The 15,380-nt window shown below is 71.2% G+C and carries 14 protein-coding genes; 10 read left to right on the top strand and 4 right to left on the bottom strand.

Going from position 1 to position 15,380, the window contains the following annotated elements:
* Window positions 1-118 precede the first annotated feature (118 nt).
* The 4 genes from ACFS27_RS20760 to ACFS27_RS20745 are packed head-to-tail and all read left to right on the top strand — an operon-like array spanning window position 119 to window position 6,211.
* Window positions 119-1,405, top strand: a complete 1,287-nt coding sequence (locus tag ACFS27_RS20760) for an ABC transporter substrate-binding protein (protein WP_377186835.1) — start codon at window positions 119-121, stop codon at window positions 1,403-1,405.
* Entirely contained in the window at window positions 1,378-2,451 is a 1,074-nt protein-coding gene (locus tag ACFS27_RS20755) for a LacI family DNA-binding transcriptional regulator (protein ID WP_377186832.1), read from the top strand. The genes ACFS27_RS20760 and ACFS27_RS20755 overlap by 28 nt, the downstream gene beginning before the upstream one ends.
* Window positions 2,448-5,648: a GH92 family glycosyl hydrolase gene (locus tag ACFS27_RS20750; RefSeq protein ID WP_377186829.1), complete on the top strand. Its 3,201-nt coding sequence runs from the start codon at window positions 2,448-2,450 to the stop codon at window positions 5,646-5,648. Before ACFS27_RS20755 ends, ACFS27_RS20750 begins: the two co-directional genes overlap by 4 nt.
* Before the next feature lie 56 nt (window positions 5,649-5,704).
* The gene (locus ACFS27_RS20745; RefSeq protein ID WP_377186826.1) at window positions 5,705-6,211 is read left to right on the top strand and encodes an RDD family protein; all 507 of its coding nucleotides are present in this window, start codon (window positions 5,705-5,707) and stop codon (window positions 6,209-6,211) included.
* A 2-nt stretch (window positions 6,212-6,213) separates the two neighbouring features.
* Here ACFS27_RS20745 and ACFS27_RS20740 read toward each other — a convergent pair whose 3' ends face one another.
* From ACFS27_RS20740 to ACFS27_RS20730, 3 genes are all read right to left on the bottom strand, one after another.
* Entirely contained in the window at window positions 6,214-7,161 is a 948-nt protein-coding gene (locus ACFS27_RS20740) for a glycosyl hydrolase family 18 protein (protein WP_377186824.1), read from the bottom strand.
* 210 nt (window positions 7,162-7,371) lie between these two features.
* A complete protein-coding gene (locus tag ACFS27_RS20735; RefSeq protein WP_377186821.1) occupies window positions 7,372-8,829 on the bottom strand; it encodes a catalase in 1,458 nt (485 codons plus the stop codon).
* Window positions 8,830-8,921: 92 nt separating this feature from the next.
* Entirely contained in the window at window positions 8,922-9,353 is a 432-nt protein-coding gene (locus ACFS27_RS20730; protein WP_377186818.1) for a Fur family transcriptional regulator, read from the bottom strand.
* A 287-nt stretch (window positions 9,354-9,640) separates the two neighbouring features.
* Here ACFS27_RS20730 and infC point away from each other — a divergent pair, with 287 nt between their 5' ends.
* From infC to ACFS27_RS20710, 4 genes are all read left to right on the top strand, one after another.
* Window positions 9,641-10,753: a translation initiation factor IF-3 gene (infC, locus tag ACFS27_RS20725; protein ID WP_377186815.1), complete on the top strand. Its 1,113-nt coding sequence runs from the start codon at window positions 9,641-9,643 to the stop codon at window positions 10,751-10,753.
* 104 nt (window positions 10,754-10,857) lie between these two features.
* A complete protein-coding gene (gene rpmI / locus ACFS27_RS20720) occupies window positions 10,858-11,052 on the top strand; it encodes a 50S ribosomal protein L35 (RefSeq protein ID WP_377186812.1) in 195 nt (64 codons plus the stop codon).
* A gap of 67 nt (window positions 11,053-11,119) precedes the next feature.
* Entirely contained in the window at window positions 11,120-11,503 is a 384-nt protein-coding gene (gene rplT / locus ACFS27_RS20715; protein WP_108490904.1) for a 50S ribosomal protein L20, read from the top strand.
* 53 nt (window positions 11,504-11,556) lie between these two features.
* On the top strand, window positions 11,557-12,402 hold the full coding sequence (locus tag ACFS27_RS20710; RefSeq protein ID WP_377186809.1) for a TrmH family RNA methyltransferase: 846 nt from the start codon (window positions 11,557-11,559) through the stop codon (window positions 12,400-12,402).
* A gap of 36 nt (window positions 12,403-12,438) precedes the next feature.
* On the opposite strand, the gene ACFS27_RS20705 is transcribed toward ACFS27_RS20710, so the two are convergent.
* Complete coding sequence (locus ACFS27_RS20705) at window positions 12,439-13,188, bottom strand: MarR family winged helix-turn-helix transcriptional regulator (protein ID WP_377186806.1); 750 nt, start codon at window positions 13,186-13,188, stop codon at window positions 12,439-12,441.
* A 170-nt stretch (window positions 13,189-13,358) separates the two neighbouring features.
* On the opposite strand from ACFS27_RS20705, the gene thpR reads away from it, so the two are divergent.
* A complete protein-coding gene (gene thpR, locus ACFS27_RS20700; RefSeq protein WP_377186803.1) occupies window positions 13,359-13,955 on the top strand; it encodes an RNA 2',3'-cyclic phosphodiesterase in 597 nt (198 codons plus the stop codon).
* Between the two features lie 357 nt (window positions 13,956-14,312).
* A complete protein-coding gene (pheS, locus tag ACFS27_RS20695; protein ID WP_377186800.1) occupies window positions 14,313-15,380 on the top strand; it encodes a phenylalanine--tRNA ligase subunit alpha in 1,068 nt (355 codons plus the stop codon).

Here is a 15,380-nt window from a genome sequence, read left to right as displayed (position 1 = left end):
TGACACCATCGGGGGCACGCGCGACGCTGTCGAGGCTAAAACGCTTTAGTGGCGTCGGCCGAGGCAGCACCAGGGACGTACCAAGGACGCGACGAGGCATCTGCTGGAAGGAACTGTCATGAAGATCAGGAGGATCGGGGCGGCCGGAGCCGCCCTGACCGTGCTGGCCGTCCTCGGCAGCTGTTCCTTCGGCGGCACCGGCGGCACGCAAGCGGCTACCGGGGTGCGGCCCGTGAGCGGGGTGACCGGTGCGGTCACCCTGCAGACCTGGGCGCTCGAGCCAAGCTTCACCCGGTACGTCGAGGGCGTCATCGACGACTTCGAGCGGGAGCACCCTGGTACGACGGTGACCTGGATCGACCAGCCGGGTGACGGCTACGCGGAGCAGGTGCTCTCGCAGGCCGCGGCGGGCGAGCTGCCCGACGTCACGAACCTGCCCCCCGACTTCGCGTTCCAGCTCGCGCGCGAAGGCCTCCTCACGGACATCGCCGAGGACGACGAGACCCTCGCGGACACCTACGTGCCCGGTGCGCTGGAGGCGTACCGGTACGCGGGGCTCGAAGGCACGTTCGGCTATCCGTGGTACCTGACCACGGACCTGAACTACTGGAACACCGAGATGTTCGAGAACGCAGGCCTCGACCCGGCGGCGCCGCCCACCACCCTCGACGAGCTCGTCGAGCAGGCGCGCACCATGATGGACACCACCGGCGACTACCTCATGAGCCGCACGCCCGGCCTGGGCGACTTCGCGGCCGCTGGCCTTCCGGTGCTGTCAGAGGACGGCACCGAGTTCACGTTCAACACGCCAGAGGCGGCCGAGCTGCTCGACGTCTACCGCGGCGCGTACGCCGACGGGCTGCTGCCCGACGACGTGCTCACCGACGCCTACCTCGGCAACAGCAGGCTCTTCATCGAGGGCAGGGTGGCGTGGTCGACCGGTGGCGGCAACTTCATCAACAGGGTGCTCGAGACCAACCCGGCGCTGGAGGGCAAGATCGCCTCGTCGCCCTACCTCGGCGCCACCCCGCTGTACGTGCAGGGGCTGTCGGTCTCGGACGAGTCGGCGAACCGGCCGGCAGCGGTCGCGCTGGCGCAGTTCCTGACGAACGCCGCCAACCAGGAGGCGTTCGCCGCAGAGGTGCCAGGCGTGTTCCCGTCGACCACCGCCTCGCAGGAGAACCCTGACCTCGCCCGGAGCGACGGCACACCGCAGGGCGCCGCCAAGGAGATCGCGTTCAAGAGCCTCCCGACTGCCGAGGTGCTCCAGCCGGTCGAGGTGGACGAGGCGATGACCACCGTCATCAACCAGCAGTTCGTGGCGGCGATCGCGGGGGACAAGACCTCGCGGGAAGCCCTCGACGCGGCGGTGGAAGAGTGCAACAAGCTGCTTGCCGACCTGTGAGGGCGGCGCGCAGAGGCGCGGCCCGGCGGCCCACGATCGCCGACATCGCAGCCCATGCCGGTGTCTCCCCGACGGCCGTGTCTTTCGCGCTGAACGACCGCCCCGGGATCAGCGAGCAGACCAGGAGCCGCATCCTTGCCGCCGTCGCCGAGCTCGGCTGGCGACCGAACGTCGCCGCCAGAGCCCTGGGCGGGCGGCGGGCCGACACGGTGGGCCTGGTCGTCGCACGCCCGGCGCGGACGCTCGGCGTCGAACCGTTCTTCGCCCAGCTCGTCTCCGGGCTGCAGGCGCGGCTCTCGGCCGACCTCGTCGCCCTCCAGCTCCTCGTGGTGGAGGACATGGCGGCCGAGCTCGACGTCTACCGGAGCTGGGCGGCCGAGCGGCGCACGGACGGGGTGGTCGTGCTCGATCTCGAGCAGGACGACCCGCGCCCCGCCGAGCTGGCACGGATGGGCCTGCCCGCCGTGCTGGTGGGCGGCGACGGCGTCCCTGGGCCGGTACCGGCGGTGTTCGCCGACGACCACCTCGCCATGACCACCCTCGCCGAGCACCTGGCCGCGCTGGGGCACGTGCACATCGGCCACGTCGGCGGAGTCCCCGCCTACGTGCACTCCGCGCGGCGAGTCTCCGCCCTGCACGACGCAGAGGCCCGCCTCGGCCTCCACATCACGACAGTGCCGACGGACTTCTCGCAGGTCGAGGCCGCGGCAGCCACCCGGGCGATCCTCGCTCGCGACGAAAGGCCTACTGCAATCGTCTACGACTCCGACGTCGCCGCGCTCGCGGGCGTCACCGTACTGACCGAAGCCGGGCTCGGCGTGCCGGGGGACGTCTCCGTGGCGTCCTTCGACGACTCCGAGCTCGTGCGTCTCGCGCACCCGCCGCTCACCGCCATGACGCGGGACACCTTCGAGCTCGGCGAGCTCGTGGCGACGACGCTGCTCTCGGTGGTCCGCGGCCGGGAGGTGCCCGACGTCGTGGGCGCGGCCGTCCCGGTGCTGACGGTACGCGGCAGTACCGGCCGCGTCGGGGAGGGGGCGGCATGACCGGGCCCGCACACGTCCCGGCGGGCCGGCCCGGGGTCGGCCTGACCGGCGAGCACGCGCAGCGGATCAGCCACGCAGGCGACGGTCGCACGGTGGTGCTCGACGGGCTCGACGTGCCGCTGGCGGCCGGCGTCACCCTGACCTACACGCTCCTGCCGGTGCTCGACGCCGACCTCACCTACCGCTCGACCTACGTCGCGATCGACCTGCTGCTCGACGACGGCACGTGGCTCTCGCTGACCGAACCGGTGCCGGCGCTCACCGACCAGCACGGGATGCTCGCTACCGCCGTCGGGCAGGGGGACGCGCGGATCCTGGTGCCCGACCACTGGAACCTGGTCCGCGTGGACCTGGACCAGGTGGCCGGACGGCTGCCCGGCCGGCGCGTACGCGCTGCCGCGGTCGTCACGGCGCCGCCGGACGGCGGCGACACGGAGGTATGGCTCGACGCGGTGACCGTGGCGCCCCGCCCCGCCCGCACGGTGACCGGTCGCACCGACCTCGTCGACACCCGGCGCGGGACCCACTCGTCGGGCGCGTACTCGCGCGGGAACACCGTGCCGGCGGCGGCGGTGCCGAACGGGTTCACGATGTGGGTGCCGCTGACCGACGCGTCGTCGGCGAGCTGGATGTACTCCTGGGCCGCGCACAACGGGCCGGACAACCGCCCGCGGCTGCAGGGCGTCGGCATCTCGCACGAGCCGAGCCCGTGGATGGGAGACCGCGACCAGCTCGCGTTCCACCTGGTCCCGGTGCGGCCCGGTGACGCAGGGGTCCCCGACGCGGGCCTGGAGTCCCGTGCGATCGGGTTCTCGCACGACGACGAGACCGCCCGTCCGCACCGCTACGCGGTCGACCTGGACGACGGCGCCCGCGTGGCCGTCGCGGCGTCCGACCACGGCGGCGTGCTCCGGTTCACCTTCCCGTCCGGAGCCACGACCGGACACCTGATCATCGACGCAGTGAGCGACGAGGGCGCCGACGGCCCGCCGGTCGCCGTGACGGTGCACGACGACGGCACGCTCACCGGCTGGAGCGACCACGGCAGCGTGCTCTCGGTCGGCCGCAGCCGCATGTACGTCGTGGGCCAGGTGTCCCGGCCGGTGCTGCGCACGGGCAGGGCCCGCGGCAGGGACCACGCCACGTTCGCGACCGTCGCGCTGGACCCGGCCGGCGCCGGCGACCGGGCGAGCCGCACGGTCGAGGTGCGCGTGGCGACGTCGTACATCAGCGAGGACCTCGCCTGGCGTGCCCTGGAACGTGAGGTCAGCGGGTCCTTCTCGGACGTGGCCGAGCGCGCCAGGGCACAGTGGGAGGAGCGCCTCGGCGTGCTCGACGTCGAGGGCGCCACCCCGGAGCAGCAGGTCACGCTCTACTCGAACCTCTACCGGCTGAACCTGTACCCGTCGTCGTACACGGAGGTAGGGACCGACGGCACGCCCGTGCACGCCTCGCCCGTGCTCGACGGTGCACCGGCCCGACCGGGCGAGATGTTCGTCAACCACGGGTTCTGGGACACCTACCGCACCTGCTGGCCCGCGTACGCGCTGCTCTACCCCGAGGTGGCGGCGCGCCTCGCCGACGGGTTCGTGCAGCAGTACCGCGAGGGCGGCTGGGTCGCCCGGTGGTCCTCGCCCGGCTACGCCGACCTGATGACCGGCACGTCCTCCGACGTGGCCTTCGCCGACCTGTACCTGCGTGGCGTGGACCTGCCCGACCCGCTCGCCACCTACGACGCGGGCCTGCGCAACGCGACCGCCCTGCCCACCCGGTCCGGCGTGGGCCGCAAGGGGCAGGACTTCGCGCTCACCCACGGCTGGGTGCCGCGCTCGGTCGACGAGTCGGTGTCCTGGAGCCTCGAGGGCTACATCAACGACGCGGGGCTGGCCCGCATGGCCGAGGCGCTGGCGGACGCGCCCGGCACTCCGGAGGGCCGCCGTCGCGCGCTGCGCTCCGATGCCGTCTACCTCCGGCAGAGCTCGCTCGGGTACGTGCACCTCTTCGACCCGGGGACGGCGTTCTTCCGGGGGCGCGACCGGGACGGCTCGTTCGGTGCGGGGCCGTTCGACCCGGGGGAGTGGGGCGGGGACTACACAGAGTCCGACGCCTGGAACTTCCTCTTCCACCCCGTGCACGACGGCGCGGGCCTGGCCGGCCTGCACGGCGGGCGCGCCGGGCTCGAGCGGCTGCTGGAGCTGTTCTCCGCCACCCCGGAGCGGGCGGACCGGCCCGGCACCTACGGGTTCGTGATCCACGAGATGGTCGAGGCGCGCGACGTGCGCATGGGCCAGCTCGGGCAGTCCAACCAGGTGTCGCACCACATCCCGTACACGTGGCTGTTCGCCGGGCGCCCGGACCGCACGCAGGAGTCGGTGCGCGAGATCCTCACGCGGCTGTGGACCGGCAACGAGATCGGGCAGGGGTACCACGGCGACGAGGACAACGGCGAGATGTCCGCCTGGTACGTGCTGTCGGCGCTGGGCCTGTACCCGCTGGAGATCGGTTCGTCGCGCTGGGCGGTCACCTCGCCGCTCTTCGAGCGGGCGGTGGTGCACCGGCCCGACGGCGACCTGGTGGTCGAGGCGCCGGACGCCGCCGACCGCTGGTACATCGCGGGTCTCGAGCTGTTCGACAGCGCCGGCGCGGCACGCCAGGTCACCTCGCCCTCGGTCGAGCACGGTGACCTGGCCGGGGGAGCGACCCTGCGGTACGCGCTGTCCCCGACGCCGACCGGCTGGGGCGTCCCGTCGTCGGACGCCGGGACCGGTGCGGGTGACGCGGCACCTGCCGGGCCGTGGCAGCGGCTCGACGGCGCCTGGCACGGCGCGGCCGGGCCCCTTCCCCTGCTGACGGACGGCGACCTGACGACGTCGACGGGGGTGGACGGGACGCTCGAGTGGCGCCCCTCCGGTGAGCTGCCGCGGGCAGCCGTCCTGCGGGGTTACACGCTCACGTGCTGCACCTCGCCGGTCGGCGGCGACGGCGGCCCGCCCTCGGCGTGGCGTCTGGTCGCGGACGACGGGCGGGTGCTGGACGAGCGGTCCGGCGAGGAGTGGCGCTGGCCGGGCCAGCTGCGGCCGTTCGTGCTGGACCGGCCCGTGCCGCTCGCGGGTGCGGGAGCGCCGCCGGTGTCAGGGCTCAGGCTGGAGCTCCACGACGGGCACACCCTTGCCCAGGTGGAGCTGCTCGTGTCCTAGACCGTCGGTGGGGGTGCCCGGTCCTGGCCCACTGGCTGCGCGGTAGCGTCAGGCCTGTGAAACCCGAGGCCTGGCGGCGCATCGTGGCATGGCTCGTGGACTGGCTCTGCTTCGTCGTGTGGCTCGCGCTGCTCGCGGCGGTCGGGATCCCGCTGTACCTCTCCGGGGTGACGGGACAGTGGTCCGTCGTGACGGCGAACGTCGTCGCCGGGGTCCTCACCGCTGTGCCGCTGACGGTCTCTCTCGCCGTCCTGGAGTCGGGTGGGCGGCAGGCGTCGATCGGCAAACGGGTGATGGGGCTGCGGGTGACGGGAGCGCGGGACGGTGAGCGGCTCTCGTTCGCCGCCGCGCTGCTCCGGAACGCGCTCAAGATCGCCCTGCCGTGGACGATCGGGCACGCGGCGGCGATCGGCCTGGTCTGGTCCCCGACGGTCGGACCGGGCCTCGCCGCCCTCACGGCGGCCGCCTACGCCCTGCCGATCGCCTACGTCGTCATGCTGTTCGTCGGCGCGGGGCGCACACCGTACGACCGGGTGGCCGGAGCCACGGTCGTCCGAGCCTGAGCTCAGGAACCGACGACGTCGGACGCGTGCGCGAACCAGCTGGCGCGTCCGCCGCCGTCGTACCCGACCGAGTTGAAGTACTCCCAGCCGAAGACGCCGCCGAAGTCCGGGTGCCGCGCCGCCAGGGTGCCGACCGTGGCGTCGAAGGTCGGCCAGTCCACGTATCCGCTGCAGTTGGCAGGGTTGGTGACCGTGCCTGCCACGACGCGGTCCGGGGTGAAGCCGTTGGCGAGGATCTGGTCGTAGACCCTGGTGGACGACAGGTCGCCCCAGCCGCAGTAGAACTGGGTGTTGTACCAGTCGATCCGGTCGCCGGCCCGGCGCTCCAGCTCGGCGTAGGAGAACCCGCCCGAGAAGCTCGTCCGTCCGGCCATGTCGGTGGCGACCGGCGTCAACGTGATGACGAAGTCGGGGCCGAAGTCGGCGCGCAGCGTGTCGACCAGGTGGACCGTGTCGGCGAGGGAGAACGTCTCCTCGATGTCGAGGTCCACGCCGTCGAGGCCGTAGGTGCGCAGGAAGTCCCGCAGGACCGGGTAGTACCGGTCGAAGTCCTCGCGCAGGTACCGGTAGGTACCCGGCGCTGCTCCACCGACGAACGCGCTGACCGTGACGCCCTGGTCCTGCATCGTGGCCAGGTCGTCCCACATCACGCCGAGCTCGCCGTGGTCGGCCGGGATGTCGTTGACCGTGAGGGAGGCGTCGGCGTTCAGGTGGATGGCGCCGACGTTCACGTCCGTGACCGAGCCGAGCAGCGGCTTGGGATCGACGTAGCGGCGGACGCCGTCGGAGCCGGTCTCGTAGATCGTCTGATAGAAGGCGAGCACCCGGTGGGAGGCCGACTCCGGCTCCTGGTCGTGCTCGGGCGCCGAGGCCGCCGGGCCTGCCGCCGCGGTCAGGGCCAGCAGGCCGGCCGCGACAGCGGCGCCGATCCGTACGAACGAGCGAGACATCGTTGACTCCCTTGGCCGTGGTGCGGTGTCGTGGGTGTCGTGCAGTGCGCTAAAGCGCTTTAGAGCTCTCCGTGACGGTAGCGGGGCCGAGCGTCGGCGGGCAAGAAGCCCGACCAGATCCTGCGGATATCCCTGATGCCCTGATGCTGATGCGGACAGCACGAAGGCCGGGCCCCGACGGGGACCCGGCCTTCGTGCTGCTGTGCTGGATCAGGCAGCGACGGCCGCGCGCAGCTTGGCGCCCAGCTCCTCGTCGACGTTCGTCCAGTACTGGAAGAACCGCTCCCTGATCTCGTCGATCGTGATGGACCGGCCCTGCCCGGTCAGGGTCTCCAGGAAGCGCGCCTTGGCGCCGTCGTCGAAGACCTCGCGGTACAGCGTGCCGGCCTGGCCGAAGTCGCTGTCCTCGGAGTGGAGCGTCTGCGCAGAGCGCACGAGCTCGCCGTCCGACTCCCACGCCGACTCGACGCCGCGCGCCGGGTCGGCCACAGGGCCGCCCTGCTCGCCGAAGGAGTTCGGCGTGTACACCCGGTGCTCGGGGCCGTTGAACTGGTACTGCATCGCGCCCTCGTGCATGTAGTTGGCGACGGGGGCAGCGTGCGGCTGGTTGACCGGCAGCTGGTTGAAGTTCGCGCCGATGCGGTGCCGGTGCGCGTCGTTGTACGCGAAGACGCGCGCCATGAGCATCTTGTCGGGGGAGATGCCGGTGCCCGGCACCTGGTTGCCCGGGGAGAACGCCGCCTGCTCGATCTCCGCGAAGAAGTTGCGCGGGTTGCGGTTCAGCGTGAACGTACCGACCTTGATCAGCGGGTAGTCGGCGTGCGGCCAGACCTTCGTCATGTCGAAGGGGTTGAACCGGTAGCTCTTGGCGTCCTCGTACGGCATGACCTGGACCTTGACGTCCCACGAGGGGTGCTCGCCGCGGTCGATCGCCTCGTACAGGTCGCGCCGGTAGTAGTCGGCGTCCTCGCCCGCGATCCGCTCCGCCTCGGCGCTCGTCATGTTCTCGACGCCCTGCTGCGAGATGAAGTGGTACTGCACCCAGAACCGCTCGCCCTCGGCGTTGATCCACTGGTACGTGTGCGAGCCGTAGCCGTTGAGGTGGCGCCACGACTTCGACAGGCCACGGTCGCCCATGACGTAGGTGACCTGGTGCGCCGTCTCGGGCGACAGCGTCCAGAAGTCCCACTGCATGTCGGCGTCGCGCAGGCCGGAGGCGCCGAGGCGCTTCTGGGAGTGGATGAAGTCCGGGAACTTCATCGCGTCGCGGAGGAAGAAGACCGGCGTGTTGTTGCCGACGATGTCGAGGTTGCCCTCTTCCGTGTAGAAGCGCAGCGAGAAGCCGCGCACGTCGCGCCAGGTGTCCGGCGAGCCCTGCTCACCGGCGACGGAGGAGAAGCGCAGCAGCGTCTCGCTCGTCGCGCCCTGCTGGAACACCGCCGCGCGGGTGTACTGCGAGACGTCCTCGGTCACGACGAACTCGCCGAACGCGCCGCCGCCCTTGGCGTGCGGGTTACGCTCCGGCACGCGCTCGCGGTTGAACGAGGCGAGCTTCTCGACCAGGTAGCGGTCGTGGAGGACGGTCGCGCCGTCCGCACCGACGCTCAGCGAGCGCGAGTCGCTGGCGACCGGGGTGCCGGTCTGCGTGGTGGTGTAAGGGGTAGTCATCTCAGACGTGCCTTCCTTTGCTGCTGCTTGCGGGGGTTCTTGCGGGGTTCGGCATGGGTCGACGACGTCTCGGTTGCCCGGCTCGCTGCGGCTCACGCGCTGCAGTCCGGGCACAGCCCCCAGTAGGTGACCTCTGCGGTCTCGATCACGAACCCATGGTCGTCGTTCGGGGTCAGGCACGGGGCGTGGCCGACCGTGCAGTCCACGTCGCCGATGGTGCCGCACACGCGGCAGACGACGTGGTGGTGGTTGTCGCCGGTGCGTCGCTCGTAGCGCGCTGGATGGCCTGCCGGCTCGATCCGGCGCAGGAGGTGCGCGTCGGTCAGCGCGTGCAGGACGTCGTAGACCGCCTGCACGGACACCGTGCCGAGCTCGGCACGGACCGAGCGCAGGACGTCGTCCGCCGTGGCGTGCTGCTGGTGGCCCACCGCGCGCAGCGCCGCGATGCGGGCCGCGGTCACGCGCAGGCCGGCGCCGCGGAGGAGATCCTCGGGCGTCGCGGCAGCGGGGGCGGTCGACATCATGTCCTTGAGCCTAGACCCTAAACTGGAATGGTTCCAGTTGTGGGGGTGCCCCGTGTCATGCGCCGGACCGGGGCGGTCGACCTCACACCGGCCGGTATGGCGAGGGTCGCCGCCAGGCTGCTATCGTTGTCCCACGACCGACCCGGTGCGAGCCGGGTGCACAAAGTGGATTCCCATCCCACCCGAGTCACGACCGAGCGCCGAAAGGTGCCGACAGAGTCCGGGTCCTAGGTCGGGTGCAGAGGTTTGGTGTTGTTCTCGCCGAGCCGCCGCACCCTTTCCTTGCGATGGCTTCCACCTGTGTTCAGGGCGGGAGCCATTTCTCGTTCCTGGTGGTCAATCAACGACTTCCAAGGAGCATCACCATCACCGAGCCTCGCATCAACGACCGGATCCGTGTTCCCGAGGTCCGACTCATCGGTCCTGGCGGGGAGCAGGTCGGCGTGGTTGCCACGGCGGTCGCCCTGAAGCTCGCCCAGGACGCTGACCTTGACCTCGTCGAGGTTGCACCGGACGCCCGCCCGCCCGTCGCCAAGCTCATGGACTTCGGCAAGTTCAAGTATGAGTCCGACATGAAGGCACGAGAGGCACGGCGCAACCAGGCGAACACGGTCCTCAAGGAGATCCGGTTCCGTCTCAAGATCGACCCGCACGACTACGGCACCAAGAAGGGCCACGTCGTTCGCTTCCTGTCGGCCGGCGACAAGGTCAAGGTCATGATCATGTTCCGTGGCCGCGAGCAGTCGCGCCCGGAGATGGGTCGTCGCCTGCTGGAGCGCCTGGCGGAGGATGTCTCGGACCTCGGCTTCGTCGAGTCGATGCCGAAGCAGGACGGCCGCAACATGACCATGGTCCTCGGGCCGGTCAAGCGGAAGGCAGACGCCAAGGTCGAGCAGCGCAAGCGTGCGGACGAGGTCAACGCTGGTCGGATGACCAAGTCGGAGGCCAAGGCGCGGGCGCGTGCGGCGGACGAGCCCGAGGGCTTTGAGCCGGACGAGGACCAGGTGGACGAGACGGTCGAGACCTCGGTCGAGGAGCCTGCCGCAGCGCCGGCCCCCGAGCCCGTCGTCGAAGAGCCCGTCGCGGAGGCCGAGCCCGTTGTCGAAGAGGCTGAGCCCGAGTCCGTCGTCGAGCCCGAGCCGGTCGTCGAGCCTGAGCCGGAGCCGGTCGTCGAGCCCGAGCCCGTCGTCGAGCCCGAGCCCGTTGCGGAAGCCGAGCCGGAGCCCGTCGTCGAGACGCCTGCTCCTGCGGAGCCGAAGCCGGCCACCAAGCCCGCGGCCAAGACTGCCTCGAAGCCGGCAGCGAAGCCGGCCACCAAGGCAGCTCCCAAGCCCGTACCGGCCCCCAAGCCGACGCCGAAGCCCGTGGCCCCCAAGCCGCGTGCGCCGCGCAAGGCCTGAGGCCACGGTCCCCAAGACCACTACGACACCGGGCCGGCCTACTGGCCCAGGTACAACGTCGCCGCTCCAGCAGCGGTCGACCGACATGAGGAGAGACGGCAGTCATGCCGAAGAACAAGACGCACTCCGGCTCGAAGAAGCGGTTCAGGATCACGGGTAGCGGCAAGATCATGCGCGAGCAGACCAACGCGCGCCACTACCTCGAGCACAAGTCCAGCCGTCGCACGCGTCGTCTGGCCATGGACCAGGCCGTTGCACCGGCCGACGTCAAGAAGGTCAAGAAGCTGCTCGGTAAGTGACCTTGATGGCTGCGCCTGACAGGCGTTGCCAAGAACCCTTTCAGCCCCGAAGTACAAGGAGTCTCACGTGGCACGCGTGAAGCGGGCAGTAAATGCCCAGAAGAAGCGCCGTACAACCCTCGAGCGCGCCGCCGGTTACCGCGGCCAGCGCTCGCGCCTCTACCGCAAGGCGAAGGAGCAGGTTACTCACTCTCTCGTCTACGCGTACCGCGACCGGAAGGCCCGCAAGGGTGACTTCCGCAAGCTGTGGATCCAGCGCATCAACGCTGCCTCCCGCGCGCAGGGTCTGACCTACAACCGCCTCATCCAGGGCCTCAAGGCCGCTGGTGTCGAGGTCGACCGTCGCATGCTCGCGGAGCTTGCGGTCAACGACGTCGCGGCGTTCAACGCCCTCGTCCAGGTCGCCAAGGACGCGCTGCCGGCGGATGTCAACGCCCCGGCCGCTGCCTGAGGTTGAGCAGTTCACCGGACGCCCGGACAGTTTCCTCTTCGGAGGCCCCGTCGATGCTCGATGTGACGCTCGCGAACCCGCGAGCCGACCGCGTCAAGCAGGTACGGGCACTGGCCGGGCGTTCGGCGCGCTCCCGGCACGGGCTGTACCTGGTCGAAGGCCCCCAGGGCGTGCGAGAGGCCGTGCGGCATGCTGCGCCGTCGGTTCGTGACGTCTACCTGACGCCCGCTGCCGCTGCGCGCTACGCGGAGATCGTCGACGACGCCCGCGCGGCCGGGCTGTTCCTGCACTTCGGCACACCCGAGGTGCTCGAGGCGATGAGCGCCGACGCCCAGGGCGTGCTCGCCGTCGTCCGGTCCGCCGTGCCGACGCTCCGCGAGGCACTGGACGCACGGGATCCCGAGCGAGCGGGCCGGCCGCTCCTGGTGGCGGTGCTCGCTGCCGTTCGCGACCCCGGAAACGCCGGCACCGTCATTCGCGCCGCTGACGCGGCGGGGGCCGACCTGGTGGTGCTCGCGGGGGAGAGCGTGGACGTGCACAATCCCAAGGTGGTGCGCTCCACCGCCGGATCGTTGTTCCACCTGCCGGTCGTCACCGGGCTCTCCCTCGACGCCGCGCTGACGGAGCTGCGGTCGGTCGGCTGTCACGTCCTGGCTGCCGACGGCACAGGTCCGCTCGACCTGGACGAGCTCCTTGACGACGCCGGGAGCGGCGCCACCCCCGACCTCGCGGGGCCGACCGCCTGGGTGTTCGGCAACGAGGCCTGGGGGCTGCCGGAAGAGGACCGCGCCCTGGCCGACGCCGTCGTCCGGGTGCCGATCCGTGGCAAGGCCGAGTCGCTCAACCTGGCGACCGCCGCGACCGTCTGCCTGTACGCGAGCAGCCGGGCCCAGCGCTGAGTCGCACCGAGCCCGGCTGAGGCCGGCCACTCGCCGTCACTCCTCGGCCTGGTCGTCCCGTCGGCCGCGTCGGCCGCGACGGCCGTGATGGCCGGGGTGCCCGCCGGGACCCCCGGGCCCCCAAGGGCCGCCGGGGCCGCCGAAGTCGCCGGGGAACCCGCCGCGACCGAACCCGGGCCGCATGCGCGGGTCGAACCCGCCGCGGGAGCGCCAGAACTCCTCGAACGCCTCCCGGCGATCGCCGAGCTGGCCGGCCCACTCCTGCTCCGCGTGCTCGATGATCCGGCCAAGATAGCCGGACAGCTGGGCCACCTCGTCGTCGTCGAGCGCGTCCAGCAGCTCTGGCGTCCCGTGCGGTGGGCGCTCGGTGGCCTGCTCGGCGGCCTTGCCCGCCTCGGTGAGGCGGACGACGACCACGCGCCTGTCGTCGGGCGACGGCTCGCGCTCGATCAGCCCTTGCTTCTCCAGCTTGGACAGCAGCTCTGCGGTCGCCTGCCGGGACATGCCCAGGAGGAACGTGAGGTCCTTCTGGGTGGTCTCGGGCTTGAGCTGCAACAGCGCGAGCACCCGGCCCTGACCCTGGCTGGGGTCCAGCCACGGGGCTCCGCGCCCGGGCCGCCTGGCGCGCCTGAGCTGGTGCAGCTGCAGCATGCCGACGGTCGACAGCCGGTGCGTCGCCTCCTGGCGCGGGTCGGCGGTCTCGGTCTCGTCCGCGATGGTCTCGTTCATGTCGGCCTCGCTCTCGATCGTGTTCTCGTTCGGTTCGCTCTCGTTCGGGTGGTTCACGGTCCTCCTCGGTTGTCAGGCGCTTGTCTGTCAAGTGCCTGACAACAACGATGCGGTGCCCACGGGATGTTTGTCAAGGGCTTGACTGTCTTGTACCTGATAAACCGCTCGCCCGCTGCCGGGTCGAAACCGTCTCCCGCTCGGCCGGGGCGCGCACATAGGATCGTGGCGTGCGGTTGTTCACGGCGGTCATCCCGCCCACGAGTGTCAAGGACCATCTCGGGCTCGCCATCGACGGCGTACCCGCATCGCCCCGCTGGGTCCCCCGGGAGAACCTGCACATCACGCTCGCGTTCTACGCGGACCTCCCTGAGGGGACGGTGCCCGAGCTGTGCGAGGAGCTGTCCGACGTCGCCCGCAAGCACGGGCCCGTCGAGCTGCGCCTGCGTGGTGCAGGCTCCTACGGCGCTCGCGTCCTCTGGATCGGCGTCGACGGGGGAACGCGTGCCCTGCACGACCTGGCGACCGACTGCCTGGCCGCCTCGCCCCGCGAGGTGCCGGAGGACGTCAAGCCGCACCGCGCGCACGTCACCGTCGCCCACGCGCGTGCCGGCCAGGTCAGGCCGCCGAGCGGGCGGGACCGCTGGGGCAAGCGCGCGGGAGCCGAGCCGCGATCGGCGCTGGAGCCTGCCGCGCAGGCGCTGTCCGTGTACGCGGGACCCGACTGGACGGCGGACTCGTTCGCACTGGTGGCGTCATTTCCCGGTGAAGGGGCACAGGGCGGTCCGCGCTACGAGGTCCTGGAGACCTGGGACCTCGAGGGCTGAGCCTGGCTCTGGTCGTCGTCCCCACGACCGGGACCAGGGCCGCCCCGGTCGTGGAGACAACGCAGACGCTACGCCGAGCCGCTGACACTCGAAAAAGTGTGCCAAGCGCGCGTGGGCGAACCCGACGAATCCACGTTGCCGGTCCTTGCCGGAGCATGGAATGATGGCGCCATGCAGCCATTGACCCGCCGATTTATGCGGCCCGCTACGGGCCGTGCGGCGAGTGCTGTACGCGGGCACTGAGCTGCCCTGTGGACAACGCGTCCTGAGCCCTGGCGGGCACCTAGACTTCACATGCCGGCGCAGGTCCCCAGGCAGGGGACCGGGCCGGCTCCCGAATCCGCCAGGAAGGCAAGCATGTCCACGCCCGATGAGAAGGCACCCATCGATCCGCTCGACGAGGCGGCGCTCGACGCCGCGGTCAAGGCCGCCCTCGACGACATCGCCAAGGCCGGCGACCTCGACGCGCTGAAGGCCGTCCGCACCCAGCACACGGGGGACCGCAGCTCGCTGGCTCTCGCCAACCGGGGGATCGGGGCGCTGCCCGGCCCGGACAAGGCGAAGGCCGGCAAGCTCGTCGGCCCGCGTCGCGGGCAGATCAACCAGGCGATCACCACCCGCCAGACGGAGCTCGAGGCCGAGCGCGACGCACGCGTGCTGGCGGAGGAGACGGTAGACGTCACCCTCCCGGTCCAGCGCACGGCGCCCGGCGCGCGGCACCCGATCGAGCTGGTCCAGGAGCGCATCGCCGACTTCTTCGTCGGCCTCGGCTGGGAGATCGCCGACGGCCCGGAGGTCGAGGCAGAGTGGTTCAACTTCGACGCGCTGAACTTCGGCCCGGACCACCCGGCTCGCCAGATGCAGGACACGTTCTACGTCGCCGGCGACGGTGACAACGACTCCAACCTCGTGCTGCGCACCCACACCTCGCCCGTCCAGGCGCGTTCCCTGCTTGAGCGTGGTGTGCCCCTGTACATCGCCTGCCCGGGCCGGACGTTCCGTACGGACGCGCTCGACCAGACCCACACCCCGGTGTTCCACCAGGTCGAGGGCCTCGCGGTCGACAAGGGCCTCACCATGGCGAACCTGGTGGGCACGCTGGACGCGTTCGCCAGGGCGATGTTCGGGCCCGAGGCCAAGACCCGCCTGCGCCCTGCGTTCTTCCCGTTCACGGAGCCGTCCGCCGAGATGGACCTGTGGTTCCCGCAGAAGAAGGGTGGCGCGGGCTGGATCGAGTGGGGTGGCTGCGGGATGGTCAACCCGAACGTCCTGCGCGCCGCCGGAGTCGACCCGGAGGAGTACACGGGCTTCGCGTTCGGCATGGGCATCGAGCGCACGCTCATGCTGCGCCACTCGATCGCGGACATGCACGACATAGTGGAGGGCGACGTGCGCTTCTCCACCCAGTTCGGGACGGAGATCTGA

This window comes from Promicromonospora vindobonensis (assembly GCF_042685865.1).
In the GTDB taxonomy this organism is placed as follows: domain Bacteria; phylum Actinomycetota; class Actinomycetes; order Actinomycetales; family Cellulomonadaceae; genus Promicromonospora; species Promicromonospora vindobonensis.
The sequence above is the reverse complement of the archived record's forward strand: the minus strand, read 5'-3'. Positions and strand labels throughout refer to the sequence as shown.

Coding starts and splice junctions, on each gene's coding strand:
- ACFS27_RS20760 (WP_377186835.1), top strand. CDS start 119: ATGAAGATCAGGAGGATCGGGGCGGCCGGAGCCGCCCTGACCGTGCTG.
- ACFS27_RS20750 (WP_377186829.1), top strand. CDS start 2,448: ATGACCGGGCCCGCACACGTCCCGGCGGGCCGGCCCGGGGTCGGCCTG.
- ACFS27_RS20740 (WP_377186824.1), bottom strand. CDS start 7,161: ATGTCTCGCTCGTTCGTACGGATCGGCGCCGCTGTCGCGGCCGGCCTG.
- ACFS27_RS20735 (WP_377186821.1), bottom strand. CDS start 8,829: ATGACTACCCCTTACACCACCACGCAGACCGGCACCCCGGTCGCCAGC.
- ACFS27_RS20730 (WP_377186818.1), bottom strand. CDS start 9,353: ATGATGTCGACCGCCCCCGCTGCCGCGACGCCCGAGGATCTCCTCCGC.
- infC (WP_377186815.1), top strand. CDS start 9,641: ATGGCTTCCACCTGTGTTCAGGGCGGGAGCCATTTCTCGTTCCTGGTG.
- rpmI (WP_377186812.1), top strand. CDS start 10,858: ATGCCGAAGAACAAGACGCACTCCGGCTCGAAGAAGCGGTTCAGGATC.
- ACFS27_RS20710 (WP_377186809.1), top strand. CDS start 11,557: ATGCTCGATGTGACGCTCGCGAACCCGCGAGCCGACCGCGTCAAGCAG.
- pheS (WP_377186800.1), top strand. CDS start 14,313: ATGTCCACGCCCGATGAGAAGGCACCCATCGATCCGCTCGACGAGGCG.